Genomic DNA, 22603 nt, shown 5'->3' with positions numbered 1-22603 from the left:
CGCCCGGTTTCGACTCTGCATGGTTCTGTCCGATTCAGCGCGTCAGATTGACCTTCGCGATGTCGATCAATTGACTGCCCCGGCCGTCCAGCACCGCCTGCATCATGAAGATGCCGAACTTCCACGCTTCGTCCACGGTAGTCTTGGGCGGCATGATCAGTTCCTGGCGGGCACTGACTACGTCGACGAGTACCGGGCCGTCGTGCGCAAGCGCCGTTGCAATCGCACCTTCGAGTTCCTGAGGCTTCTCGACGCGGATGCCCTTGACGCCCATCGCCTCGGCCATGTTCGCAAAGTTCGGATTGACGAGATCGCAGCCGGTGTCGATAAAACCGGACGCCCGCATTTCAATTTCGACGAAACCCAGCGTTCCGTTATTCAGCACGATCAGCTTCACTGGGAGCTTGGCCTGCACGAGCGTGATGAAATCGCCCATCATCATGGTGAAGCCGCCATCGCCTGACATCGAAATCACCTGCTGATCCGGAAACGCGCACTGCGCTCCGATCGCGTGCAGCATGGCATTGGCCATCGAGCCGTGATTGAACGAACCGACCAATCGGCGCTTACCGTTCAGCTTTAGATAGCGCGCCGTCCACGCGATCGGCGTGCCGACGTCGCAGGTGAAGATGGCGTCGTCAGAGGCAAGTTCGCTCACGAGTCGCGTCACGTATTGCGGGTGAATCGCGGTGCTCGACGGACCACTTTCGGCCAGCTCGTCCAGATCTTTGCGCGCCTTTTTGTAGTGCGCGAGTGCACTGTCGAGGTGGTCCGAATCCGGCTTGTCGTTGACCGACGGCAACAGTGCGGCCAGCGTATCCTTCACCGTGCCGACTAGACCGAGATCCAGCGAACAGCGGTTACCTAATGCTTCAGGACGAACGTCGATCTGTACGATCTTCGCGTTCTCCGGGTAGAACTGACGATAGGGGAAGTCAGTTCCGAGCAGCAACAGCAGGTCACAGGCCTTCATGGCGGCAAAGCCGGAAGCAAACCCGACATTGCCGGTCATTCCGACGTCGTAGGGATTGTCGTGTTCGATATATTCCTTGCCGCGCAGCGAGTGGACAATCGGCGCTTTCACGCGCCTCGCCAGCTCGATCACTTCGTCGCGCGCTCCCGCGCATCCCGCGCCGCACATGAAGGTCACCCGTGACGCATCGTGCAGCATGTCGGCGAGACAGGCGAGTTCGTCATCGGACGGGCGCAACACCGGGGCACTGGTGGGAACCACCCAGGGAGCGACTTGTGCAATCGTTGGCGAGAGTGCCACGTCACCCGGAATCACCACCACGGCGACGCCTCTTCTGCCGACCGCGACCCGCATGGCGCGTGTCAGGATTTGAGGCAACTGGCCGACATCCGACACTAGCTCGACATAGTGGCTGCATTCGCGAAACAGGCTTTCCGGGTGCGTGGCCTGAAAGTAGTCGATGCCGATTTCTGTGCTCGGAATGTGCGCGGCGATCGCCAGTACCGGCACGCCACTACGGTGCGCGTCGAACAAACCGTTGATCAGATGCAGATTGCCCGGCCCGCAACTACCCGCGCACACGGCAAGCTCACCCGTCAGATGCGCTTCGGCGGCCGCTGCGAATGCAGCGCCCTCTTCATGGCGCATGTGAACCCAATCGATCTTGCCGGTCCGTCGCAACGAGTCGGATATCCCATTGAGCGAGTCACCGACCACACCATAGATCCGTTTTACCCCGACATGCGCAAGGGTATCGACGAGATAGTCCGCCGCTGTAGTCATATCGCCTCCTAAGAATGGGAAGGACCGAAACGCGCTTGTCGCTGATCGATAAGCTGAGCGAGCGTTGTCACGAGGCTCGTTTGGCACCAGCGAAGTTTGCCTTTACCTGCCACCTCGAAGAAATCCCCCTGACGGGGGATAAAGTGCGGGCGGTCGATTGCTTTCATATTTCCGACTTTTTAATTCAAACTGATTACGCAACCGCCTCGAAGTGCAGACGTTTTGTTTCAAACGCAGCGCCGGATTTTGATAAACAAGTTTAACTTTTAGCGTTCTTTCACTTAAGTTACGCTAAGTGGGAACCAATACGAATTGGTACTGCGGTTGCCATGCACCAGAAGTCGCTTCCAGGGCGCGTCACCCAGCGGGAAGTCACACAGCGAGCCCATGTGTCGCAGTCGACGGTTTCGTTGATTCCTGGAGATTGCGCCCAACCGCTCTTCCCCGCTGAGACGCTCGAACGCGTGTTCAATGCGGTAAAAGAATTGGGCTATACGCCGAACGTTCTTGCGCAGGCGCTCAAGACGAGTCGCACAAAGACCTTGGCATGCGTGGTGCCGGACGTTGGCAATCCCTATTATCCGGCGCTCTTCAGCGGCGTCCGGGCTGCTGCGGGATTAGGGTTACGATGTCATCGTGCTGAACACCCACTTCAGTGAAGATCGCGAACGGCACTTCCTGTAGTGGGGCATGCAGGGACGAGTCGACGGATACAGGCACGCGATGCACGAAGCCGGCTTCGAACCCGACGTTGCAGTGCATAAGAGCTTCGACGAAACGGGAAGCGCCAGCGCTGCCGGAGAACTGCTGTCGCGCCCGCAGCGGCCCGCGGCTAACCGAAAAGATATCGGAATGCCCCGGAAGGCTTACTTGGCGGAAGGCAGCCGGAGTCGAACCGACCTGAGCGTGTCTGACACGCTCAACTGGGTTTGAAGCCCAGCCGCACCACCGGATGCGAATGCCTTCCTACGGTGATTGAACTACTTCAGCGACTTGAACTACGTAAGCGACACATTGCGTGTCAAAGCAGATCGAGCCAACGACTTTCCGCGCGCATGAGATGCAGGCCACGGTGGAAGCGAGTATAGCCAACGCGATCAAAGAACTCCAAAAGCTGGATCGCGCGTTTTCGCCCCAGCCCGGTGACATCGCGAAACGGCGCCGCGGCTACCGTACCGCTATTTTTTTCAGCTTCATCGGCCGCAATCGCAGCCAGTTCGCGAATCACATCCTGGTGATAAAAGAGATCACGCACGACCTGAAACAACTCGCCTTGCCGCGCGAGTTTGCGCATCAATAGCCGCATGCGTTCTTCTGAAACACCATGTGCGGTTGCCAGATCGCGCACCCACGGAGGATCGAAGCGCCCCGCTTTCACTACAGGCAGCAACGCTGCGGCGAGCGTTCGATCGGCGTCGTCGAGCGTCACTGCATGATCCGGCAGATGCAACCATGGCCCGCGTTTGACAATGTGCCCACTCGCAACTGCATCGTCGACCAAGGCGCGCCACAGCGCATCGTCAACCAACGGTGCAGCGATACGCCGCAAACGCGACACGTCCGGACCGAATTCATCCGGCGAACGCTCATGGTACTGACCGAGCGATGTGATCAACCGGTTCGCCAGCGCCAGCCATGACGCCTCCGCGACCAGCAAGGCATCGTCGCCATGAAGCTCGACCGCGCGAGTATCGTGCGGCAACGCAGCCGCAAACGCGTCCGCTGGCCGGCCCGTCAACCGCTCCAGCAGAGAGCGCGACAACCCATACGGCGCTCTTGCAAACAACGCATCGAGCGTGCCGGTATCGAGCATGTTTTGAATTGCATCGAGCCACGCCAGCCGCTCAACCGAGCGACGCTTACGCGACGGCGCAAACGGATCGAGCACCCGTCCACCGCCCACCGTGCGACTAGCCTGCGCGTTGCGCACCACAAACCGATCACCCGGCAGCGCACACACCGGCCGCTCGAACACGAGTTGCACGCGCGCCTGTTGACCGGCGCCGAGTGCTTCGCCATCGAGCAACGCCACACGCGCCACCTGATGCTGCGTGCCCAGATGAACATGCAGCGGCGCCCAATGCTCCAGCTTGAGCGACGCATCGGCGAGCAGATTCAACATGACGTCGATACGTTCCGACGCTTGCGACAGACGCGGATCGACAATCCAGTCACCCCGTTCTATCGCACTCTTCTCGATGCCAGCGAGATTCAATGCGCAGCGTTCGCCCGCTCGTCCGCGCTGCGCCGGACGATTCTGCGCGTGGATACTCCGCACCCGCACAGGCTGATTCTTCGGCGCCAGCAGCATCGTATCGCCGACGCTCACGCTGCCCGACACCACCGTCCCCGTCACGATCGTGCCTTGCCCGACCAACGTGAAGACGCGATCCACCGCGAGACGAAACAGACCGTCGTCGCGTTTCATCTGCCACGCTGCGGCGGCTACATGTAAATGCGCCTTCAACGCGGCCACACCGGCATCGTCGGGCCGCGTCGCGCAGGTTTCGAACACAGGCGCATCCCGCAGTACGCTATCGCTCAGCAACGCGGCCACTTCATCGCGCACTTCGCGTAGACGCGGCTCATCCACCCGATCGATCTTGGTTAACGCAACCGCACCGCGCTGAATGCCCAGCAATTCGATAATCGCCAGATGCTCGCGCGTTTGCGGCATGACGCCGTCGTCGGCGGCGATCACGAGCAGCGCAAAGTCGATACCGCTCGCCCCGGCGGCCATGGTATGCACCAGCTTCTCGTGACCCGGCACGTCGATCAGACCGAGTACCTCACCGTTCTCAAGCGGCACATAGGCGTAGCCCAACTCGATTGAAATGCCGCGCGCTTTCTCTTCCTTCAGACGATCGGTATCCACGCCCGACAGCGCTTTCACCAGACTCGTCTTGCCGTGGTCGATATGCCCTGCCGTACCGACGATCATGCCGGTGCGCTCTTCAGTTGCTCGATCAGTTCCAGTTCGTCGGCGGCTTCGAGACAGCGCAGATCGAGACGCAGTGCGTCATCCGCGATACGGCCGATCACCGGCCGCGCCATCTCGCGCAGCAGCTTTTCCAACGCGAGCAACTGACGGCCGCCGCGCTTGCCATCAGCGGTTCTGATCACGAGGCCGTAGCTCGGCAGCACGTCCACCGGCAAAGCACCGCTGCCGATCTGGCTGAACATCGGCTCGGCCACCACCGCATAACGCTCGCCGATCGCGCGCTGCAAGACGGGCTGCACACGTTCGGCGACGAGCCGGATATCGTCGGCAGCACGCGTGAGTAAGCGCAGCGTGGTCAACCGCTCGGCGAGTTTCTCCGGCGCGCGATAAAGCTGCAAAACCGGCTCCAACGCCGCAAGCGTCAGTTTGCCGACACGCAGCGCACGCTTGAGCGGATGCTTCTTGATCTTCGCAATCAGATCGCGCCGGCCGACGATCAGCCCCGCCTGCGGCCCACCCAGCAATTTGTCTCCGCTGAACGTGACGAGATCCGCGCCCGCTTCGACGGTTTCGCGCACGGTCGTCTCGCGCGGCAAGCCCCATTGCATCAGATCGACCAGCGTGCCGCTGCCCAGATCCACCGCGACCGGCAGGCCGCGCGCATGCGCCAGCGACGCGATCGCGTCGACGCCGACCTCTTGGGTGAATCCGCTGATCGCGTAATTGCTCGCGTGGACTTTCATCAGCAGCGCGGTACGCGGGCCGATGGCGTCCTCGTAATCCTTCAGGTGCGTGCGATTCGTCGTGCCGACTTCGCGCAGCCTGGCGCCCGCGCGACTCATGATGTCGGGAATCCGGAACGCGCCGCCAATCTCGACGAGCTCGCCGCGCGACACGATGACTTCTTTCTTCGACGCCAACGCAGAGAGCGTGAGCAACACCGCAGCGGCATTGTTATTGACCACGGTCGCGGCCTCCGCGCCGGTCAGTTCGCCGATGAGTTCGTCGACCAGATCGTCGCGATCGCCACGTTTGCCCGAGTCGAGATCGAATTCGAGGTTGGCGGGCTGCGTGAGTGCTTTCATTACGGATTGCACCGCTTCATCCGGCAGCAGGGCGCGGCCGAGATTCGTATGCAGCACCGTGCCGGTCAGATTGAACACACTCTGCAAACGCGAGCGGTTGCGCCGGCGCAGCGCGCTATCGACCACGGCCTGCAAACGCGCGACGTCGAGCGCGCTCACCGACGCATCGCCCGACTGTGCGCTCGCACGCCAACGGTCGAGTGCGTCGCGCAACACCGCTAGCACCTGGCTGCGGCCATACGCGTCCACCAGCGCCGCGAACTCCGGCGACGCCATGACCTTGTCGACCGACGGCACGCGCGCCATGAGCGCCCGCAATTCGGAGCCGCTGACATCACTCACGAAGCAATCCCCTTCTCGTCGTTCTAATCCGACTCGCTGGAAGACTCGTCCGCGTGGTCGGCCTGTTCGGGCCACAGCCACGGATGCGGCGACGCGCGCCGGTAGCCCTCCGCGCCCATTAGCAGATCCAGCGTGAGGCTGGCGAGATCGTCCGCGAACGGTTCGAAATCGTAGTCTTTCGACTGAATGCCGATCTTGCGGTAAGTATGGCATTCGTCGCAGGATTCCGCCTTCAGGGCGGCATTTCGGGTCGCGGCTTCGCGTTCGGTTTCGTCGGCGTCGGGCGAACCGACGGCGTGATAGGCAATGCCCTTGGTCGAATCGCAATTCGAACATTTCGTGCGGACCATGTGCCACTCGGTCGCGCACAGGCCGCATTGCAGGTAGCGGTAATTGTCATACGCGCCGCCCACGCGCACGAGGCTCGCCACCGGATGCGATCCGCAAACGGGGCATAGACCCAATATCTCGATGTACGGCACCGCGCGCCTGTCGATATCGGCGGCGAGATCGGTCCATACCACTTGCAGCGCGGCCATGATGAACGGTGCGCTCGCCGGATCGACTTCGCCGAAGCGCTGCGCGAAGATCGCATCCGCTTGCGCTTCGAGCGTGGCGGGTTCGAGCGTGCGCAGCTTGCCGATCAGCGCCACGAGCGGCGGCGTCAGCGGACCCGCGGCTTCCACCTTGTCGAGCAACTGGCGCAGCACGTCTTGCCACGCCGGATCGCGCACGCCGGAGAGCGCCGGAATCAGCGGCATGGAATGCTGCTGCGCGCTCGCGATCAACTCGGCGCTCGGCGGCCGCGCCTTGAAGCCCGTCATCACGGCCTGCTGCGCGTCGGCCAGCACGGCCATCAGGCGCAAATAGCCGGCAATCGGATTGCTCTGCGCCGCCAGCTGGCGCAGCCGCGCGGCGCGCGTTGCAAACACCGCGAGCCGTTCCGGCGTGCGAATACGCGGAATCGCGGTGTGATCGAGCGCTTCGATGTCGCCGGCTTCGAGAATACGTTGGACCACAGTGTCGACCTCTAAAAACTGAAAAGCCGCCGCCGTTCATAGGAACCCAAGCGGCGGCCCGGAGTGCGGCGCGCAACAAACCGCGCGGCTTGCTTCAATCCGATTTACCGATGATTTCCTTGAACCAGTTCGGATGATGCTTTCTCGCCCAGCCATACGTGACCGTGCCGCGCGTCATCGCACCGATCGATCCTTTGATCCACAGCGCCGCGTAGATATGCACGACGATCCCGACGATCAGCACGAACGCCGCGGCCGCGTGCACTAGCGCCGCGAGGCGGATGATCTCGATCGGGAAGTAGAACGAGAAATAGCGCCGCCAGATCACGATGCCGCTTGCCAGCAACAGCAGCAGGCACATCACCATGGTGAAAAATAGCAGCTTTTGACCCGCGTTGTATTTGCCGATGGCGGGAAGCTTTTCTTCGCGATTGTTCAGCACGTCGCCGATCTGCTTCATCCACTGAATGTCGGCGCGGTCGAGATAGTTGTGGTGCCAGAAGCGCAGCGCAAGAATCAGGAACGACAGAAACATGACGCAGCCCACGAACGGATGCAGAATCCGCGTCCACTGCCCGCCGCCGAAGATCGCATAAAGCCACGACATGGCCGGATGAAACATCGCCAGCCCGGAGAGCGCGAGCAGCACGAAGCTGATCGCGGTGATCCAGTGATTCGTCCGCTCATTCGGCGTGTAACGCTCGATCAGGCTGTGGCCTTTGACGTCCTTCAACTCGCCTTGCTCACCGTGTTTCATCGGGGGCCTCCTGAGAACGGCGTACCTCGTCGGCTTCGTGCTGGGCCTCGGCTTCGTCCGCCTCGGACACCTCGTTCGGACCGATCCGCGTGTAGTGGAAGAAGCCGGCCAGCGCCGCGAACGCGATGCCGGCCAGCGCCAGCGGCTTCGCGAGTCCCTTCCACAAGTAAACCATCACGCTGATCTTCGGGTTCAGCGGCAAGCCGTGATACAGCGTCGGTTTGTCGGCATGATGCAGCACGTACATCACATGCGTACCGCCCACACCGGCGGGATCGTACAGACCGGCGTTCTGAAAACCGCGCTCCTTCAGATCCTCGATACGGTCCGAGGCCTGCTGTTTCATGTCCTCTTTGGTGCCGAACATAATCGCGCCGGTCGGGCAGGTCTTCACGCACGCCGGTTCCTGACCGACCGCCACGCGATCCGAACACAGCGTGCACTTGTAAGCACGATTGTCCTGCTTCGAAATGCGCGGCACGTTGAACGGGCAACCGGTCACGCAATATCCGCAGCCAATGCAGTTTTCCTCGTGGAAATCCACAATGCCGTTCGTGTACTGCACGATCGCACCCGGTGACGGACACGCCTTCAGGCAGCCCGGATCCTCGCAGTGCATGCAGCCATCCTTGCGGATCAACCACGAGAGATCGCCTTCCTCGTTCTCGTATTCGGAAAACCGCATGACGGTCCACGAATGCTCGCTCAGATCGCGCGGGTTGTCATAGACGCCGGTCGTAATGCCGATCTCGTCGCGCAGATCGTTCCATTCCATGCAGGCGGTCTGACACGCCTTGCAGCCAATGCACTTCGACACGTCGATGAGCTTGGCGACAGTGCCCGTGACCGGCACACGCACTTGCGGTTCAGGCAAGGTCGTGGCCGACAGGCGTTTGATATCCAGTGATTGCAGTGCCATCTCTGTTCCTTATGCCTTTTCGACCTTGACGAGGAACGACTTGAATTCCGGTGTTTGTGAATTCGCATCGCCTACGGAAGGCGTCAGCGTATTGACGAGATAGCCCGGTTTCGCGAGCCCCTTGAAACCCCAATGCAGCGGCAAGCCGACGGTCTGGACTTTCTTGCCTTCGATCATCAGCGGTTTGATCCGCTTGGTGACGAGCGCCACCGCAATGATGTAGCCGCGATTGGACGACACCTTCACGCGATCGCCCGCGACCACGCCAACCTCTTTCGCCAGATCCTCACCGATCTCCACGAACTGCTGCGGCTGCACGATCGCATTCAAACGCGCGTGCTTGGTCCAGTAGTGGAAATGCTCCGTCAGACGATAGGTGGTCGCCGTATGCGGGAAGTTCTCGTGCGTGCCGAATGCGGCGCGATCGTCCGGGAACACGCGCGCCGCCGGATTGCTGACCACCGCTTTGTTCTGCGGATGCAGCGGGTTGTAGCCGAGCGGCGTTTCGAACGGCTCGTAGTGCTCGGGGAACGGACCTTCCACGAGACCATCGCACGCGAAGAAACGCGCCACGCCTTCCGGATTCATGATGAACGGGTTCATGCCGTTTTCCGGCGGTTCGTCCGCCTTGAAGTCGGGAATATCGGGCCCCGTCCACGCCGTGCCGTTCCACGCGATCAGCTTGCGCGTAGGGTCGAACGGTTTGCCGCTGACGTCGCACGAAGCGCGGTTGTACAGAATCCGCCGGTTGGCCGGCCACGCCCACGCCCAGTTCAACGTATTGCCGATCCCGGTAGGGTCCGAGTTGTCGCGCCGGCCCATCTGATTGCCCGCTTCGGTCCAGGCGCCACAGAAAATCCAGCAACCGCTCGCGGTGCTGCCGTCGTCGCGCAACTGCGCGAAGCCCGACAGTTGCTCGCCCTTTTTGACGAGTACTTTGGTGGCGTCTTTGGGATCCGTGAGGTCGGCGAGCGCTTTGCCGCTGAACTCCATCGCGAGTTCATCGGGTGTGGGGCTTTCCGGATCGGCGTACGGCCAGCTCATCTTCAGGATCGGATCGGGATACTTGCCGCCGTCTTTTCGATAAGCCTCGCGCATGCGCAGCCACAGCCCCGACATGATCTCGAGGTCGCTCTTCGCTTCGCCCGGCCCGTCCGCACCTTGCCAGTGCCATTGCAGCACGCGGCTGGAACTGACCAGCGAACCGCGCTCTTCCGCGAAACAGGTGGTCGGCAAACGGAATACTTCGGTTTGAATCGCTGCCGGATTGACGTCGTTGAATTCGCCGAAGTTCTTCCAGAACTCCGAGGTTTCGGTGGCGAGCGGGTCCATGACGACGAGCCACTTCAGTTTGGCCAGACTCGCGCCGATCTTCGCCTTGTTCGGCGCTGCGGCGAGGGGGTTGAAGCCCTGCGCGAGGTAGCCGTTCATCTTGCCTTGATTCATCAGTTCGAAGGCTTGCAACAGGTCGTACGATTTGTCGAGCTTCGGCAGATAGTCATAGCCGAAGTGGTTCTCGGCGCTCGCGTTATCGCCCCACCAGGACTTCATGAAGCTCACGTGAAACGCACGATAGTTGCGCCAGTAGCTCAACTGATTCGGCCGCAACGGCTGCGTTGCGCGCTTGGTGATGAACGCGTCGAAGTCCTGCTCGTCTTCCATCGGCAACGTCATATAGCCCGGCAACAGGTTCGACATCAGGCCGAGGTCGGTCAACCCCTGAATGTTCGAATGACCGCGCAGCGCGTTCATGCCGCCGCCCGCAATGCCGATGTTGCCCAGCAGCAATTGCACCATTGCGCCGGTGCGGATGATCTGCGCGCCGACCGAATGATGCGTCCAGCCGAGCGCATACAGTACGGTGCCGGCGCGCCCCGGCACCGCTGTCGAGGCCAGCATCTCGCACACCTTGAGGAACTTGTCCTTCGGCGTTCCGCAGGTACTCTCGACCTGCTCGGGCGTGTAGCGCGCGTAATGCTGCTTCAACAACTGATAAACGCAGCGCGGGTGCTGCAAGGTCGGATCGACTTTGGCGAAGCCGTCGTCGCCGAGTTCGTAGTCCCACGAACTCTGATCGTACTTGCGCTGGTCGGCGTCGTAGCCGGAATACAGTCCATCGGCAAACGAGAAATCCGCACGAACGATAAACGACATGTCCGTGTAGTTCTTCACGTACTCGTGCTGGATCTTGTCGTTCGTGAGCAGATAGTTGATCACCCCGCCGAGGAACACTATGTCCGAGCCGGTTCGAATCTGCGCGTAATAGTCTGCGACCGAAGCCGTGCGCGTAAAGCGCGGATCGACCACGATCAGTCGGGCCTTGCGGTGCGCCTTCGCTTCAGTGACCCACTTGAAACCGCACGGGTGCGCCTCGGCCGCATTGCCGCCCATCACGAGAATCACGTCCGCGTTCTTGATGTCGACCCAATGGTTCGTCATCGCTCCACGGCCAAACGTCGGGGCAAGACCTGCCACCGTCGGACCGTGTCAAACACGCGCCTGATTGTCGAATGCCAGCATGCCAAGACTGCGGGCCGTCTTGTGCGTCAGATAACCCACTTCGTTGCTACCGGCAGATGCCGCAAGCATGCCGGTGGTCAGCCATCGGTTGACCTTCTTGCCGTCTTCGGTCGTCTCGACGAAGTTGGCGTCGCGGTCTTCCTTCATCAGCTTCGCAATGCGGTCGAGCGCGTCTTCCCAGGAAATACGCGTCCATTCATTCGCGCCGGCCGCACGATGCTCGGGATACTTCAGACGGCTCGGACTATGAATGAAGTCGATCAGACTCGCGCCCTTCGGGCACAGCGTGCCGCGATTGACCGGATGATCGGGATCGCCTTCGATATGGATGATGCTGGACCTGGCGTTCTTGGCGCCGTCGCCGAGTCCGTACATCAGGATGCCGCAACCGACCGAGCAATACGGACAGGTGTTGCGGGTTTCAGTGGTACGCGACAACTTGTACTGACGGACTTCCGCTAACGCGGGCGCCGGCGAGAAGCCCAGCAGGGCAAGACTCGATCCGGCTAGCGTGGTGGCGGACACCTTCAGGAATTGTCGCCGGGACATGTGGGGCATGTATCGGCCTCGGCTCTTTTTGGGATGCTGAGTTGATTATAGGGGCGGAAATAGTGTCGTGCTTCATATCTTGCCATCTTGAGTACATTGTCAAATATGAAGCGGCATAACCGATTCAATGAAACGCTAACATTGGCACGCTCCAGGGCGTGCCGCCCGAACTACCCGCATAATGCGGACATTTCCAGTCCGCGCTTCAGCACCACCATGACCGATAACGCCACGCACGCAACGCAGTCGCCCCGCTTGACCAGTCTGTCGCACGGCGGCGGTTGCGGCTGCAAGATCGCCCCCGGCCTGCTTGCCGATCTGCTCAAGCGCAGCGCACCGCTGCCGTTCTTCCCCGACCTGCTGGTCGGCAACGATACCGCCGACGACGCCGCCGTCTACAAGCTCAACGACGAGCAGGCGATCGTCGCGACCACCGACTTCTTCATGCCGATCGTCGACGACCCGTTCGACTTCGGCCGTATTGCCGCGACCAACGCGCTGTCCGACGTCTACGCGATGGGCGGCAAGCCGATCATGGCGCTGGCGATCGTCGGCATGCCGATCAACGTGTTGCCGCATGAGGTGATCGCGGCCGTGCTGAAGGGCGGCGAGTCGGTCTGCGCCGAGGCCGGCATTCCGCTCGCCGGCGGCCATTCGATCGATTCGGTCGAACCGATCTACGGACTCGTCGCGTTGGGCGTGGTTGATCCGAAGCGCGTCAAACGCAATGCCGGCGCGCGGGCCGGCGACGTGCTGATTCTGGGCAAACCATTGGGCGTCGGCATTCTCTCGGCCGCGCTGAAAAAAGACCGGCTCGATGCCGCCGGTTACGCCGCGATGATCGGCGCGACCACCCAACTCAATCGCCCGGGCGCCGAACTGGCGAAGCTGGACGGTGTGCATGCGCTGACGGACATTACCGGCTTCGGCCTGCTCGGCCATACGCTGGAATTGGCGCGCGGCTCGCAGTTGACCGCCCGCGTACGCTACGCCGATCTGCCGTGGCTGCCGGACGTGCTCAGTCTCGCGGAAGCCGGCATTTTCACCGGCGCATCGGGCCGCAACTGGGACGCGTATGGCAAGGACATCGTGTTGCCGTCCTCGTTGCCCGCGACGGCACGCACGCTGCTCACCGATCCGCAGACCTCGGGCGGCCTGCTGGTGTCGTGCGCACCGGAATGCGTCGACGACGTGCTCGCATTGTTCCGCGCCGATGGTTTCAGCGACGCGCGCGTGATCGGCGAGATGGTGGGCGGCGAAGGCCGTGTCGAAATCGTTTAAGGGCAGCGCCCGGCACGCGCGGCGCAGCGGTGGAACGACAGACGAGTCAATCAACTGACGATCCGCCGCACGAGCGCTAAGAGCAACCCTAAGAGCAGCCCTAAAAGCAGTCCTGATTGCCCCGCCTGCCGGGTTTGGCGGCGCATGCGATAATTTCACCCTTCCGCTGCGCCGCCCTGTCCGTTCCCCTTGAAAAATCTTCTCGTCAGCCTCGAAAAAGCCGGTGATTTCGACGAAATCATCGATGTACGCACGCCCCTCGAGTTCGCGGAAGACCATATTCCGGGCGCGACCAACGCCCCCGTGCTGAGCAACGAGGAACGCGTACTGGTCGGCACGACTTACAAACAGGTGTCGCCGTTCGAAGGCACGCGGATCGGTGCCGCGCTGGTTGCGCGCAACATCGCGCATCATCTGGAAACGACCTTCGCGGACCGGCCGCGTAACTGGCGGCCGCTGATCTATTGCTGGCGCGGCGGCAAACGCTCGGGCTCGGTCACGACGCTGTTCAACATGATCGGCTGGCAGGCACGCCAGCTCGACGGCGGCTACAAGAGCTACCGGCGGGCCACGCTCGACACGCTCGGTACGTTGCCGACCCGCTTCATTTATATTGCGCTGGTGGGTCCCACCGGCAGCGGCAAAACACGCCTGCTCGCCGCGCTGAACCAGGCGGGCGCGCAAACGCTGGATCTCGAAGCGCTGGCGTCGCATCGCGGCTCGCTGCTCGGCGCATGGGCGGGCGTGCCGCAGCCGTCGCAAAAGCGTTTCGACACGCTGCTCGCCAGCGCCCTGCGCGCCTTCGATCCCACGCGGCCGGTGTTCGTCGAAGCGGAGAGCCGCCGCATCGGTTCCATTACGCTGCCGCTTGCACTGCTCGATACGTTTCATCAGGGCGCCTGCGTCGAAGTGCAGTCGAGCCGTGAAGATCGCGCGGCGTTTCTGCTGCACGACTACGCGCATCTGTTCGACGACCCCGAGTCGCTGAAAGGGCAGTTGCAAAGAATGATCGGCTTACACAGCCGCGAACGCATCGCCGGCTGGCAACACCTGGTGGACGGCAATGCGCGCGCCGAACTCGCCCGCGAGCTGATCGAGCGGCACTATGATCCGGCGTATGCGCGCAGCAGCCACCAGCATTTCGTGCAGTTGCCGCGCGCGTTGCCGCTGCTTTTCCGTCCCAACGACACGGATGTCGTCGACCAGGCGAAGGCGCTGCTGGCGCAACTCGACAACCACACGCTCGTGGTTACCTGATCACCTGATCACCCGATTAAAACTTGCGTTTAACACCATCATGCAATCAACTCTTCGTCAGCCGCGCGTCGCACTGGGCTGGATCGTGTTTCTGCTGATCGCCGTCGTCGGCCTCTTCTATGTGAAGTGGTTCCCGTACTACAACCGCGCGTTCGTCGCGGCGAGCCAGCATTCGATCGGCAAGTCGATCCTGATGGGCGCCTCGGCCAGTGCGCCTGCGGCATCGTGGCAAGCCGCCGTCGACTACGCCCTCGCCTACGGCAAGGCGATCTGGCAAGCCATGGTGCTCGGCCTGCTGCTGGGATCGGCGGTGCAGGCGTTGATCCCGCCGCAATGGGTCGCGCGTGCGCTCGGCCGCAGCGATTTCAGCAGCGTCGTGAAGGGCGGCCTGATGTCGTTGCCCGGCATGATGTGTACCTGTTGCGCGGCGCCGGTCGTCGCCGGTTTGCGCGCGCGTCAGGCCGCGCCCGGCGCGGCGATCGCATTCTGGCTCGGCAATACCGCGTTGAATCCGGCCACGCTGATTTTCATGGGCTTCGTGCTCGGCTGGCAGTGGATGGGCCTGCGGCTCGCCCTCGGCATCGTGATGGTGTTCGGCCTCGGCTATCTGGTGAACCGCATGGTCACGCCGAAGGAAGCCGAAGCGTCGCGCGAAGCCATGGCCCAACTGATCACGCTCGACGAACCCGGTACCGCCTTCACGCGCTGGGTCAAAATTCTCGGCACGATGACGCTGCGACTGATTCCCGAATACATCGTGCTCGTGCTGATTCTCGGCGCGGCGCGCGCGTGGCTGTTCCCGCACATCGGCCCGAATATCGACAACAGTCTGCTGTGGATCGTCGCGCTGGCGATTGCCGGCACCTTGTTCGTGATCCCGACCGCGGGCGAAGTGCCGATTATCCAGGCCATGCTGTCCTTCGGCATGGCGGCCGGTCCCGCCGGCGCGCTGCTGATGACGCTGCCGCTGATCAGTGTGCCGTCCATGGCGATGCTCGGACGCTCGTTCCCGCGTCGCGTGCTGACGGTGGTTGCGCTGGCGGTCGTGGTGTGTGGTGTCGTAAGCGGCTTACTCGCCGTCGCTTTGGGGTTTTAACTTATGAAACATATCGCCGCATTCGCTCTGACGAGCTGGTCCGCTGCGGGCCTGCTTTACTTCGGACAGCACTCGGTCGCGATGATCATGGTCAGCGGCGTGGTCGCGTTGGCCGGGTTCGATCTGTTTCGCCCTTGATGGCAAAAGACGTCCACCGAGGACGTCTTTCTTCAAGGCAACGATCGTGCGGCAGCCTTAGCCTTGTACGAGCGCGGCCTCACGCGCCGCGTCGCGCGCGCCTTCCTGATGCATGCGTGTGATCAAACCGAGCGCGCAGAACAGCGTGATCAGCACATGCAGCACGCCAAGCGCGACGACCGACAGAATCGAACCGGTCGCGCTGAGCAGGTACTGACCGAGAATCGGCGTCGTGCCGGCGAACACCATGCCGCAAATCTGATAAGAAAGCGAAATGCCCGTGTAGCGCACCTGCACCGGAAACGACTTCGCGAGAATGCCCGCCATTGCCGCGTAGTACAGCGAGTGCGGAATCGACGCGAGCGCCATGCCGAGCATCGCGAGTTTCGTCGAGCCGGTGGCGATCAATGAGAACATCAGCGGCAGTGCGACGATTTCTGGCACCAGCATATAAATGACCGCTTTTTTCAGGTCCATTTTGGTCGCCAGCACCGCGCCGAATGGTTGCACGATCAACTGCACGATGATCGCGCCCGTAATCACGGTGAGAAACTGCGTGCGGTCGAAACCAATGCTCGTCACCGCCCACGACAACGCGAACGTCGTCTTGAAGTAAGTCGCCGACAAACCGATCACGCACGCGCCCACGCCCATCGCAACGAGGCCCTTGTGGTTGCGGAAGACTTCGGCGATAGGCAGTTTGGCGACCTTGTTCTTGTCCTTCAACTCCTGCATGGCCGGCGATTCCTCGACGCTCATCCGGATGAACATGCCGACCGCCACCAGCAGCGCCGAAAACAGGAACGGCACGCGCCAGCCCCACGTCAGGAACTCGTGATCGGGCAGCATCGACGTCAGCAGAAACGCCACCGTGGCGAGCAGATTGCCCGCCGGCGACCCCTGCTGCGCGAACGCGGAATAGAGAATTTCCTTGCCCTTCGGCGCATGTTCCGACGACAGCACCACCGCACCGCCCCACTCGCCGCCCATCGCAATGCCCTGCATCAGGCGGAACAGAATCAGCAACGCGGGCGCCAGCAGGCCAACCTGGTTGTAGGTGGGCAGCAGTCCCATGCCGGTCGTGCAGCAGCCCATCAGCATCAGCGTGATGATCAGCGTTTTCTTGCGGCCCACCCGATCGCCGAGGTGGCCGAAGATGATGCCGCCAATCGGCCGCGCCAGAAAGCCCACCCAGAACGTCGCAAACGCGGCGAGCGTGCCGGCCAGCGCGGAGGTGGTCGGAAAGAAGATCTTGCCGAGCACGAGCGCCGCCGCCGTGCTGTACGCGTAGAAGTCATACCACTCGATGGTTGTCCCAACGAATGATGCGATGCCCGCCTTGCGGGCGTTACGGCGTTGTGTGTCGAGGGTGAGCGCCATCGGGGTACGTCTCCATGTTGGTATCGCGAATGCGTCGGAGGAACCTGAAACGCCTCCGCTTCTGTCCGTTTTCATGTCGATGAATGTTCGACTGATGAACTTAACTTCCGTAAACGAACAGAAAGCGCGACTATAGGTAGCCCCCACAACTAGCGTCAACTAAGGAATTACCCTGCGGCACCAACAGCCACGCCCGCACGAACTAGGTGTATACCCCGTCCGCTATTGCCATCCAGTTATCGGTATGTCGATAATGTTCTCATGGATGTGAAAACAGCAGTACGCGTCTTCGACGTGATAAACCTCTTTGCCGAAGTGCGGCAACCCATGATCTACAGCGAGATCGCGCGTCGAACCGAGATCCCGCTGTCGAGTTGCCATGCGCTTTTGCAGACCATGGTCGCCAAGGGCTACCTGTACGCGCCGGGCGTCAAGGCCGGTTACTACCCGACCCAGCGGCTCCTGCACGTGGCGCGCGACATCTGCAGCGAAGACCCGTTGACGCTGCTGTTCCAGCCGCTGCTCACCGCGTTGCGCGACGCCACCGGCGAGACCGCGGCGCTCGCCACACTGGCCGGCAATCGCGTCGTCTATCTCGACGTGATGGAGTCGCGCCAGAAGATTCGCTACAGCGACGAACCCGGCGGCTTCATGTACGTGCATGCGAGCGCGGCCGGCAAGGCGCTGCTTGGCGCGCTGTCGGTGGAGGCGCGCCGCAAGCTGCTGGACAGTTGCGAACCGTGGACCGCGTCGACCGACGGAACGGTGATCGAGCGCAAGACGCTCGAGATCGAAGTCGAGCAAGGCGTGACAAACGGCTGGCATCGCTCGACCGGCGAAAACGTCGAAGACGTCGCCGGGCTCGCGCGCGGCTTCCTGATTCACGGCGAGGCGTTTGCGCTGGTGATCGGCGGCCCGAAGGCGCGGCTTCTCAAGAACGAACAACGCGCAATCGAAGCGCTGCTCGACATTTACGGCCAGATCCCGCCCGCCTTGCTCGCGTGACGGCGCGCTTCACGGCTCGCATCGTGAAGCGCGCAGGCCAGATCAGTAGAGGAAGTGGCAATGCGCTGGAAGAACAAACCTGAAGGATCGAACTGGGGCGACTTCGGCGCCGACGATCAACTCGGCAGGCCGAATCTGATCGGCACGGAACAGGTGCTCAAAGGCGCCCGCGAGATCCGCGCGGGGTTGAGCTTCTGCCTGTCTTTACCGCTCGATTTTCCGGGCGACAGCAAGCTGAACGCGCGCCGTCATCCGCCGGTATTGCGGCCGACTTTCAAGGACGGCCTGCCCTATGTGAACTTCCCCTTCGCACGCAACGCACCCGGCGCGACGGACGTGATCAGCGACGATCAGGTGCTGCTCAGCCTGCAGTACTCGACGCAATGGGATTCGCTCGCGCACGTGGGCGCGCGCTTCGACGCGGACGGCGACGGCGTGGCCGAAAGCGTCTACTACAACGGTTATCGCGCGCAGACGGACATCGTCGGACCGATCGACTATCGCGCCGACGACGATTTCGCGCCGCACGCCTGCGGCGGCGAACACAGTCACGCGGACGTGCTCGGCATCGAAAATCTCGCGGTCAAAGGCATGCAAGGACGCGGCGTGCTGATCGATCTGGTGGCGCACTATGGCCGCGAGCATCGCACGGTCGGTTACGACGACCTGATGTTCGCGATCGAGACCGACGGCGTGCAAATAGAACGCGGCGACCTGCTCGTGCTGCGCACCGGTTTCGCCGAGATGGTGCTGGAGATGAATCGCCACCCCGACGAGAGCGTGCTCGACAGCCATTGCTGCGCACTCGACGGCCGCGACGAACGCCTGCTGCAATGGATCACCGATTCCGGCATCGCCGCGCTCGCCGCCGACAACTACGCGGTGGAGCGCTATCCGGCTCGGCCGCCGACCACTGAAGGCGAGCATCCGTTGCTGCCGCTGCATCATCACTGTCTGTTCAAACTCGGTTTGCCGCTCGGCGAACTCTGGTACTTGCGCGACCTCGCCACGTGGTTGCGCGCGAACGGCCGCTCGCATTTCATGCTGACCGCGCCACCGCTGCGCTTGCCGGGTGCGATGGGTTCGCCTGTCACGCCGATCGCGACCGTGTGACCGCTTGAGCTTCTCCTTTTTCATCTTCTGATTCAGAAACATGGCCAAAGAACGAGTATTGATCACCGGCGGCGCTGCCGGCATCGGCGCCGCGTGCGCGCAGCGTTGCCAGGAAGACGGTTATGACGTGGTCGTGATCGACCGCGTGGGCGACGGCTTGATCGCCGATCTGTCGGACCCGCAGGCGACCGCGGTGGCACTCGAACGCGCGTTGGAAGGCGGCCCGATCACGCGCCTCATCAACAACGTCGGCGTCGTGATGCCGGCTAGCGCCGATCAGCAATCGCTCGAAGAACTCGAACGCGCGTGGGCGCTCAACGTGCGCTGCTCGTTGCAATGCATGCAGGCGCTGCTGCCCGGCATGAAAGCGGCGGGCTTCGGACGGATCGTCAACATGTCGTCGCGCGCAGCGCTCGGCAAAGAATTGCGCACCGCTTACTCCGCGACTAAAGCGGCCCTGATCGGCATGACACGGGTCTGGGCGCTCGAACTCGGCGCGTTCGGTGTGACCGCGAACGCGATCGGTCCCGGCCCGATTCGGACCGAACTGTTCGACCGCGCGAATCCGCCGGATGCGCCGCGCACGCGCGCGATCATCGACAGCGTGCCGGTGAAGCGCGTCGGCACGCCGGACGACATCGCGCACGCTGCGTCGTATCTGCTCGACGCGCGCAGCGGCTTCGTCACCGGTCAGGTGTTGTACGTGTGCGGCGGCATGACCGTCGGCGTCGCGGGAGTGTGAGCATGCGGGCTCAGGTGACGCGGCGTGCGGGGATTGTCGGCGGCGGGAGTATCGGCATTGCGTTTGCCGTGGTGTTCGCGCGGGCCGGCTGGCAAGTGCGTTTGTACGATCCGGCGGCCGAACGACGCGAGTTGGCGGCGGCGGAAATCATGCAACGGCTCGACGAGCTGACCCGTTTCGGCTTGCTCGATGAAGCGGCTAGCGAGATCGCCGCGCGCGTGGCCATCGTCACGACGCTCGAAGCTGCCGCCGCGGACGCCGATCTCGTGCAGGAATGCGCGCCCGAGCGTGAAGCCATCAAGCGCGACCTGTTTGCGCAACTCGATCGCGCCGCGCCCGCGCATGCGATTCTCGCGAGCGCCTCATCGTTTCTCGCGGCGTCGCGCTTTGTCGACGAAACCTTGCCTGGCCGCGGCCGATGCCTCGTCGCGCATCCGGGCAATCCGCCTTATCTGATACCGGTCGTCGAGATCGTGCCCGCGCCGTTCACGGACGCCGATGCGGTGACGCGCGCCATGAAACTGTTCACGGAAGCCGGACTCAAGCCCATACGCGTCGCCAGAGAAGTGGAAGGCTTCGTTTTCAACCGGCTGCAAGGCGCGTTGTTGCGCGAGGCGTATTGCCTCGTGCGCGACGGCGTTGCCTCAGTGGACGACGTCGATACCGTCGTGCGCGAAGGTCTCGGTTTGCGCTGGTCGGTGATCGGCCCGTTCGAAACCGTCGATCTGAATACCCGCGGCGGCATTGCATCGCACGCGCAAAAAATGGGCCCTTCGTATGCGCGCATGGGCGCCGAACGCGGTCAGCACGATCCGTGGACCAGCGAACTCGTCGCCGCCGTCGATACCGCGCGCCGCAGCGCGTTGCCGCTCGATCAATGGGAAGCGCGCGTTGCGTGGCGCGATCGCGCGTTGATGAGCCTCGCTCGCTATCGCAAGGAATCCGCCGCCAACGATTCATAAGCAACACCGTTCGTCGTATCTCGCCGCATGACCCGATAACTATTATTCGACCAATCCAGAGACCGTCACATGCAGAAAGTCACCGCCTTCTTTACCGAGCTGATGCGCAAGTATCTGCCGGACCCGTTCGTGTTCGCCATCGGCCTCACGTTACTCACGATGATTCTCGCCGTGCTCGTGCAAGGCCAGGCGGTCAGCGCGCTCACGCTGAGTTGGGGCAAGGGCTTCTGGGCGCTGCTCGCGTTCACGACGCAAATGGCGGTGATTCTGGCCATGGGCTATGTGCTCGCCACCGCACCGCTGACCGAGCGGTTCCTGGACCGGCTCGTCGCACGCGTGCACGATCCGCGCATGGCAGTGATCGTCGCGACACTGGTGGGCGGAATCGGCAGCTATCTGAATTGGGGCTTCGGTCTGGTGATCGGCGGGATCGTCGCACGCAAACTCGCGATGAGTATCAAGGGCGTGCACTACCCGTTGATTATCGCGTCGGCGTATAGCGGCTTCACGCTGTACGGCCTCGGTCTGTCGGCCAGCATTCCGGTGCTGATCTCCACCAAGGGACATCCGATGGAAGCGCAAATGGGCGTGATTCCGCTGTCGGAAACGATCTTCTCGCCGACCATGCTGATGACGAGTCTGGTCGTCATCATCACGCTGCCGCTGCTGAATGCGTGGCTGCATCCGAAGCCGGGCCAGGCGGTCACGGAGATCGACCGTGCGTTGAACGCAGCGCCCAAAAGCACGACGCCCGCCGTGGATACCGACGAGAGCAACACGCTCGCGAATCGCCTGAATAACAGCCGCTTGCTGAGCTACCTGATCGGCGCGATCGGCGTGGTTTACGTGGTGCTGTATTTCCGCGGCGGCGGTTCGATGGACCTGAACCTGATCAACTTCATCATTCTGTTTCTCGGCATCATTCTGCTCGGCACGCCGATTCGCTACGTCGAAAAACTGAATGAAGGCATTCGCACGATCAGCGGCATCATCCTGCAGTATCCGTTCTACGCGGGCATTATGGCGATCATGGCGTCGTCGGGACTGGTCAACACGTTCTCGCATTTCTTCGTCAAGATCGCCACGCCCGCCACGTTGCCGTTCTGGGGTCTGGTGAGTTCGTTCTTCATCAACTTCTTCGCACCTTCGGGCGGCGGTCACTGGGTGATTCAAGGCCCCTTCATGATCGAAGCGGCCAAGTCGATCGGCGCGTCGGTCGGACACACCGCGACCGCCGTGATGCTCGGCAACGCATGGAACGATCTGGTCCAACCGTTCTGGATTCTGCCGGCGCTCGCGCTGTCGAAGCTGAAACTGAAGGACATCATGGGCTATACGGTCATCATGATGTTCTGGATCGGCATTGTGTACACCGTGGCGATTCTCGCCTGGGGTTAAATAGACACTTCGGCCGCCACGCGCGGCCTATTCGATGGAGGGAATGACATGTTGTATATGGTCCATATGCAGGTTCAGATTCCTGCCGACGCCGACACGGCGCTGATCGATCGCCTGAAGGCGGAAGAAAAGGCGTTCTCGCAAAAGCTGCAGCATGAAGGGAAATGGCGGCATCTGTGGCGCGTGGCCGGACAGTACGCGAATTACAGCGTGCTCGACGTCGAATCGAACGACGAGCTTCACACGTTGCTCAGTTCGTTGCCGCTGTTTCCGTACATGGTGTTGAACGTCACGCCGCTCGCGCAACATCCGTCGGCGATTGTGCCGAACTGACGCGGAGCGC

Annotated in this window: 20 protein-coding genes and 1 tRNA gene; 12 read left to right on the top strand and 9 right to left on the bottom strand. The window is 62.2% G+C overall.

Going from position 1 to position 22603, the window contains the following annotated elements:
• Positions 1-34: 34 nt before the first annotated feature.
• Positions 35-1756 carry a ubiquinone-dependent pyruvate dehydrogenase gene (gene poxB / locus FA94_RS36850; protein ID WP_035561501.1) on the bottom strand — a complete coding sequence of 574 codons (1722 nt, stop codon included), beginning with the start codon at positions 1754-1756 and terminating at the stop codon, positions 35-37.
• Positions 1757-1791: 35 nt separating this feature from the next.
• Here poxB and FA94_RS39000 point away from each other — a divergent pair, with 35 nt between their 5' ends.
• Both FA94_RS39000 and FA94_RS38430 read left to right on the top strand, forming a co-directional pair.
• Positions 1792-2019 (top strand): hypothetical protein, encoded by a 228-nt coding sequence (locus FA94_RS39000; RefSeq protein ID WP_156126790.1) that lies wholly within the window; start codon positions 1792-1794, stop codon positions 2017-2019.
• Positions 2020-2085: 66 nt separating this feature from the next.
• Positions 2086-2415, top strand: coding sequence for a LacI family DNA-binding transcriptional regulator (locus FA94_RS38430; RefSeq protein ID WP_081936318.1), 330 nt, complete (start codon positions 2086-2088; stop codon positions 2413-2415).
• Between the two features lie 212 nt (positions 2416-2627).
• Here FA94_RS38430 and FA94_RS36840 read toward each other — a convergent pair.
• The 7 genes from FA94_RS36840 to fdnG all read right to left on the bottom strand — a co-directional run bounded on the left by FA94_RS36840 (position 2628) and on the right by fdnG (position 11897).
• Positions 2628-2723 (bottom strand) — tRNA-Sec (locus FA94_RS36840).
• 54 nt (positions 2724-2777) lie between these two features.
• A complete protein-coding gene (selB, locus tag FA94_RS36835; protein ID WP_035561495.1) occupies positions 2778-4697 on the bottom strand; it encodes a selenocysteine-specific translation elongation factor in 1920 nt (639 codons plus the stop codon).
• Entirely contained in the window at positions 4694-6124 is a 1431-nt protein-coding gene (gene selA, locus FA94_RS36830) for an L-seryl-tRNA(Sec) selenium transferase (protein WP_035561492.1), read from the bottom strand. The genes selB and selA overlap by 4 nt, the downstream gene beginning before the upstream one ends.
• Before the next feature lie 23 nt (positions 6125-6147).
• A complete protein-coding gene (gene fdhE, locus FA94_RS36825) occupies positions 6148-7143 on the bottom strand; it encodes a formate dehydrogenase accessory protein FdhE (protein WP_035561489.1) in 996 nt (331 codons plus the stop codon).
• Between the two features lie 94 nt (positions 7144-7237).
• A complete protein-coding gene (locus tag FA94_RS36820) occupies positions 7238-7900 on the bottom strand; it encodes a formate dehydrogenase subunit gamma (protein WP_035561486.1) in 663 nt (220 codons plus the stop codon).
• On the bottom strand, positions 7887-8819 hold the full coding sequence (gene fdxH, locus FA94_RS36815) for a formate dehydrogenase subunit beta (RefSeq protein ID WP_035561482.1): 933 nt from the start codon (positions 8817-8819) through the stop codon (positions 7887-7889). The genes FA94_RS36820 and fdxH overlap by 14 nt, the downstream gene beginning before the upstream one ends.
• Positions 8820-8828: 9 nt before the next feature.
• The gene (gene fdnG, locus FA94_RS36810) at positions 8829-11897 is read right to left on the bottom strand and encodes a formate dehydrogenase-N subunit alpha (protein ID WP_156126789.1); all 3069 of its coding nucleotides are present in this window, start codon (positions 11895-11897) and stop codon (positions 8829-8831) included.
• Between the two features lie 207 nt (positions 11898-12104).
• On the opposite strand from fdnG, the gene selD reads away from it, so the two are divergent.
• The 4 genes from selD to FA94_RS39840 all read left to right on the top strand — a co-directional run bounded on the left by selD (position 12105) and on the right by FA94_RS39840 (position 15660).
• Complete coding sequence (gene selD, locus FA94_RS36800; protein WP_035561474.1) at positions 12105-13169, top strand: selenide, water dikinase SelD; 1065 nt, start codon at positions 12105-12107, stop codon at positions 13167-13169.
• Positions 13170-13358: 189 nt separating this feature from the next.
• Positions 13359-14426 carry a tRNA 2-selenouridine(34) synthase MnmH gene (gene mnmH / locus FA94_RS36795; RefSeq protein WP_035561471.1) on the top strand — a complete coding sequence of 356 codons (1068 nt, stop codon included), beginning with the start codon at positions 13359-13361 and terminating at the stop codon, positions 14424-14426.
• Between the two features lie 40 nt (positions 14427-14466).
• Positions 14467-15522, top strand: a complete 1056-nt coding sequence (locus tag FA94_RS36790; RefSeq protein ID WP_035561468.1) for a permease — start codon at positions 14467-14469, stop codon at positions 15520-15522.
• Between the two features lie 3 nt (positions 15523-15525).
• Positions 15526-15660, top strand: coding sequence for a hypothetical protein (locus FA94_RS39840; protein WP_035561465.1), 135 nt, complete (start codon positions 15526-15528; stop codon positions 15658-15660).
• Positions 15661-15717: 57 nt separating this feature from the next.
• On the opposite strand, the gene FA94_RS36780 is transcribed toward FA94_RS39840, so the two are convergent.
• Positions 15718-17040: an MFS transporter gene (locus FA94_RS36780; protein WP_035561461.1), complete on the bottom strand. Its 1323-nt coding sequence runs from the start codon at positions 17038-17040 to the stop codon at positions 15718-15720.
• 261 nt (positions 17041-17301) lie between these two features.
• On the opposite strand from FA94_RS36780, the gene FA94_RS36775 reads away from it, so the two are divergent.
• The 6 genes from FA94_RS36775 to catC all read left to right on the top strand — a co-directional run bounded on the left by FA94_RS36775 (position 17302) and on the right by catC (position 22593).
• Positions 17302-18045: an IclR family transcriptional regulator gene (locus FA94_RS36775; protein WP_035561458.1), complete on the top strand. Its 744-nt coding sequence runs from the start codon at positions 17302-17304 to the stop codon at positions 18043-18045.
• A 60-nt stretch (positions 18046-18105) separates the two neighbouring features.
• Positions 18106-19158: a cyclase family protein gene (locus FA94_RS36770; RefSeq protein ID WP_035561455.1), complete on the top strand. Its 1053-nt coding sequence runs from the start codon at positions 18106-18108 to the stop codon at positions 19156-19158.
• A gap of 40 nt (positions 19159-19198) precedes the next feature.
• Positions 19199-19900: an SDR family oxidoreductase gene (locus FA94_RS36765; RefSeq protein WP_035561452.1), complete on the top strand. Its 702-nt coding sequence runs from the start codon at positions 19199-19201 to the stop codon at positions 19898-19900.
• 2 nt (positions 19901-19902) lie between these two features.
• Positions 19903-20862: a 3-hydroxyacyl-CoA dehydrogenase gene (locus tag FA94_RS36760; protein ID WP_051981135.1), complete on the top strand. Its 960-nt coding sequence runs from the start codon at positions 19903-19905 to the stop codon at positions 20860-20862.
• 69 nt (positions 20863-20931) lie between these two features.
• Positions 20932-22260 carry a short-chain fatty acid transporter gene (locus FA94_RS36755; protein WP_035561445.1) on the top strand — a complete coding sequence of 443 codons (1329 nt, stop codon included), beginning with the start codon at positions 20932-20934 and terminating at the stop codon, positions 22258-22260.
• A gap of 48 nt (positions 22261-22308) precedes the next feature.
• On the top strand, positions 22309-22593 hold the full coding sequence (gene catC / locus FA94_RS36750; RefSeq protein WP_035561442.1) for a muconolactone Delta-isomerase: 285 nt from the start codon (positions 22309-22311) through the stop codon (positions 22591-22593).
• Positions 22594-22603 lie beyond the last annotated feature (10 nt).

The sequence above is a fragment of the Burkholderia sp. 9120 genome (genome assembly GCF_000745015.1).
Taxonomy (GTDB): Bacteria; Pseudomonadota; Gammaproteobacteria; order Burkholderiales; family Burkholderiaceae; genus Paraburkholderia.
Note: the sequence above shows the minus strand (reverse complement) of the source record. Positions and strands in the feature narration are given on the sequence as shown.

Bases quoted from the DNA above. Each gene is read 5' to 3' on its own strand.
- fdxH (WP_035561482.1), bottom strand. From the start codon at position 8,819: ATGGCACTGCAATCACTGGATATCAAACGCCTGTCGGCCACGACCTTG.
- selB (WP_035561495.1), bottom strand. From the start codon at position 4,697: ATGATCGTCGGTACGGCAGGGCATATCGACCACGGCAAGACGAGTCTG.
- FA94_RS36755 (WP_035561445.1), top strand. From the start codon at position 20,932: ATGCAGAAAGTCACCGCCTTCTTTACCGAGCTGATGCGCAAGTATCTG.
- FA94_RS36770 (WP_035561455.1), top strand. From the start codon at position 18,106: ATGCGCTGGAAGAACAAACCTGAAGGATCGAACTGGGGCGACTTCGGC.
- FA94_RS36765 (WP_035561452.1), top strand. From the start codon at position 19,199: ATGGCCAAAGAACGAGTATTGATCACCGGCGGCGCTGCCGGCATCGGC.
- FA94_RS38430 (WP_081936318.1), top strand. From the start codon at position 2,086: ATGCACCAGAAGTCGCTTCCAGGGCGCGTCACCCAGCGGGAAGTCACA.
- FA94_RS36760 (WP_051981135.1), top strand. From the start codon at position 19,903: ATGCGGGCTCAGGTGACGCGGCGTGCGGGGATTGTCGGCGGCGGGAGT.
- FA94_RS36820 (WP_035561486.1), bottom strand. From the start codon at position 7,900: ATGAAACACGGTGAGCAAGGCGAGTTGAAGGACGTCAAAGGCCACAGC.
- selD (WP_035561474.1), top strand. From the start codon at position 12,105: ATGACCGATAACGCCACGCACGCAACGCAGTCGCCCCGCTTGACCAGT.
- FA94_RS36790 (WP_035561468.1), top strand. From the start codon at position 14,467: ATGCAATCAACTCTTCGTCAGCCGCGCGTCGCACTGGGCTGGATCGTG.
- FA94_RS39840 (WP_035561465.1), top strand. From the start codon at position 15,526: ATGAAACATATCGCCGCATTCGCTCTGACGAGCTGGTCCGCTGCGGGC.
- poxB (WP_035561501.1), bottom strand. From the start codon at position 1,756: ATGACTACAGCGGCGGACTATCTCGTCGATACCCTTGCGCATGTCGGG.
- FA94_RS36780 (WP_035561461.1), bottom strand. From the start codon at position 17,040: ATGGCGCTCACCCTCGACACACAACGCCGTAACGCCCGCAAGGCGGGC.
- FA94_RS36775 (WP_035561458.1), top strand. From the start codon at position 17,302: ATGGATGTGAAAACAGCAGTACGCGTCTTCGACGTGATAAACCTCTTT.
- catC (WP_035561442.1), top strand. From the start codon at position 22,309: ATGTTGTATATGGTCCATATGCAGGTTCAGATTCCTGCCGACGCCGAC.